2 protein-coding genes and 1 pseudogene are annotated in these 2,527 nt (G+C 58.8%); 2 read left to right on the top strand and 1 reads right to left on the bottom strand.

The window, feature by feature from the left end; translation table 11 throughout:
- Positions 1-543: transposase (locus C6W91_RS20865; protein ID WP_370571571.1), on the bottom strand; the 543-nt coding region annotated here is incomplete at its 3' end.
- 590 nt (positions 544-1,133) lie between these two features.
- Between C6W91_RS20865 and C6W91_RS20860 the strand changes: the two genes are divergently transcribed.
- Complete coding sequence (locus C6W91_RS20860; RefSeq protein ID WP_370571570.1) at positions 1,134-2,093, top strand: IS110 family transposase; 960 nt, start codon at positions 1,134-1,136, stop codon at positions 2,091-2,093.
- A gap of 95 nt (positions 2,094-2,188) precedes the next feature.
- Positions 2,189-2,434: pseudogene (locus C6W91_RS20855) on the top strand (IS110 family transposase); the annotation flags it as partial.
- Between the last annotated feature and the right edge of the window lie 93 nt (positions 2,435-2,527).

The raw sequence follows: 2,527 nt of genomic DNA, 5'->3' as shown, positions 1-2,527 counted from the left end.
CCCGTCACTGCGGATATTGACCCGGATCGCGTCCATGAAAACGATCGGATAGCAGGGTTCAAGGGGGCGGTTCTGCCAAGCGGTAACCTCCTCCATCACCGCGTCGGTGATCGCGGAAATCAGGCTGGGCGAGGCCTCGACGCCGTAGATTTCCTCGATATGGCCCTGGATCTCGCGGGTGGTCATGCCGCGGGCATACATACTGACGATTTTGCGGTCGAACTCGGGAAAGCGGCGCTGATACTTAGCGATCAGCATCGGATCGAAGGTGCCGTTCCGCTCGCGGGGGATGTCCAGAACAACCTTGCCGCTGTCGGTGGTCACAGTCTTCTGGCTGCGCCCGTTGCGGCGATTGGGGGGCTGGTTCTGGCCCTCAGGCGGTTCCTCCCCGCGCTCTTCATCAAGATGGACGTCCATCTCCGTGCTCAGCGCACGTTCCGCCAGTGCCTTGGTCGGTTCCGCCAGGATGCCAGTCTTGCCAAACAGATCTCCAGGGGAACGGCCTTCCATCAGCCGGTCCAGCAGGTCTTTATCGATGCTCATACGTGGGTCTCCTCTGTGAGCAGTTACCACGTCAGCGCGGCGCAAAATTCGGGATAGTCCCGCCGAACCCTGTCTGACAGGATGATACCTCGCCCGTTGCCTGCGTGATTGCAGGCTTTAGAGGTCCCGCAGGGACGTGGTTCCGATGATGCCGAGGTCTGGACTGTCGCTGACTTTGACAAGCACGCCTATGAGATGGGTACGTCGGAATTATATCGAACCAGCATCATGTTGGCAGCCGCCGCGCTGACCACGAACCGAAGCATGTACCCCAAGGTTCTCAACCGAAAGCCGTGACAGAAGCCAGGACCGGCATCAAGAATCTCAAAGGAACCGCTAAGGCGGATTATTTTTTGCGCAAAACTGCTTGACCGAGACGCCCCCGTTACCGAAGTCCTGAGCCTTCTGTATCTTCGGTTTGCTATCCTGATCCCGTCACCGACCTTGGCCGAGGCCGGTGACGGGACGGTGTTTGGCGTCTGAGCCTTGTGGCGTTGACCAGGTTTCCTAGCGAGCCAGCACCGTCTCTCTTCATCGTCTCGAACAGTTGAATGCGGCCGATTAGGACCGCGGAGCAGAAGGAAGAGAGCATGAGCAAAGTATCACAGGCAAGGATCATCGGTATAGATGTCAGCCGGGATTGGTTGGATATCCACTGTCTGCCAGAAGGCAAGCGCACGCGGCTGCCAAACAAGGCAGAGGGTCACGAGCGAGTCGCTCAACTCGCTCTTGAAACGGGTGCGCTGGTTTGCTTCGAGGCTACTGGCGGTCAGGAATGGCGGCTATGGTCCGCCCTGGATGTTTGCGGGATCGCGACCCGGCAATTGCCACCCGCCCAGATCAAAGCATTCGCCGCCAGCCGGGGCACACGGGCCAAGACGGACCGGATCGACGCAGAGCTCATCGCGCGGTTCATGATGTTTCGACCGGATGCGGGACGCGTACTGCCACATAGAAAACTGCGTCTTCTCAGGGCGTTGTCGTCAAAGCGTGGGCAGTTGGTCGAGACACGCAAACGGCTTCTGGCGCAGATCAAGGCGCATGGGAAGCTGGGATCGGCGGATATGTTTGAAGCCATGAACGCCGAGCTGAAAGACCTTCTTGATCGCCAGATCGCAGGGTTGGAGGAGCGGATCGAGCAGACCCTGGCCTCGGATGATGAACTGGCGAGAACTGTCGACATCCTGCGTTCCGTTCCCGGGATCGGCCCCGTCGCTAGCACTATGCTCATCGCCGAGATGCCCGAGCTTGGCCAACTCTCGGGTGAGCAGGCCGCCGCGCTGGCGGGTCTGGCTCCGATCGCACATGACAGTGGCACCATGCGCGGCAAGCGCGCCATCGGAGGCGGCCGCCGACTGTTACGACACGTGATGTTCCAGGCGGCGCTCGTCGCCAGCCATCACAACCCGCTCCTGAAAACCTTCGCCGACCGTCTTCGTGCCGCCGGAAAACCACACAAGGTTGTCATCACAGCAGTCGCCCGCAAGCTCGTCACAATCGCAAACGCGCTTTGTAAATCTCGTCTCAAATGGTCCCATCAGGCCGCATGAGAAATACAGATGGGATGGTTGCCGCCCTCCCCAGACGGCATCGCAATGTGCCAAAATCGTGGTGTTGAAAGCCATACGGAGGAGAGGACGGCGAGATGAAGGATATGATGATTGGGGTCGATCTGGCAAAGAGTGTTTTCCAGATCCACGGTGCTCAGCGGACGGGAAAAGTCCAGTTCCGCAAAAAGCTTACACGTAAGCAATTCCCTGCTTTTATGGCCCAACACGAACCTTGCTTGGTCATTTTTGAGGCCTGCGGCAGCGCGCACCATTGGGCGCGCGAAATGGAAGTGCTTGGCCACGAGGTAAAGCTCATCGCGCCACAGTACGTGCGCCCGTTCGTGAAGTAATGGAGAGGTGATCATTACTTCACTTATCATCAGGTGGCCATAATGCGGAGGACCGTGGGACAGGCGCATGAATTCCCCGCATTT

Source organism: Phaeobacter sp. SYSU ZJ3003 (assembly GCF_041300735.1).
GTDB lineage: Bacteria > Pseudomonadota > Alphaproteobacteria > Rhodobacterales > Rhodobacteraceae > Phycobacter > Phycobacter gallaeciensis_A.
The sequence above is the reverse complement of the archived record's forward strand: the minus strand, read 5'-3'. Positions and strand labels throughout refer to the sequence as shown.

What these genes read in the sequence shown, in the direction of transcription:
- C6W91_RS20860 (WP_370571570.1), top strand. Translation starts at nt 1,134, where the DNA reads ATGAGCAAAGTATCACAGGCAAGGATCATCGGTATAGATGTCAGCCGG.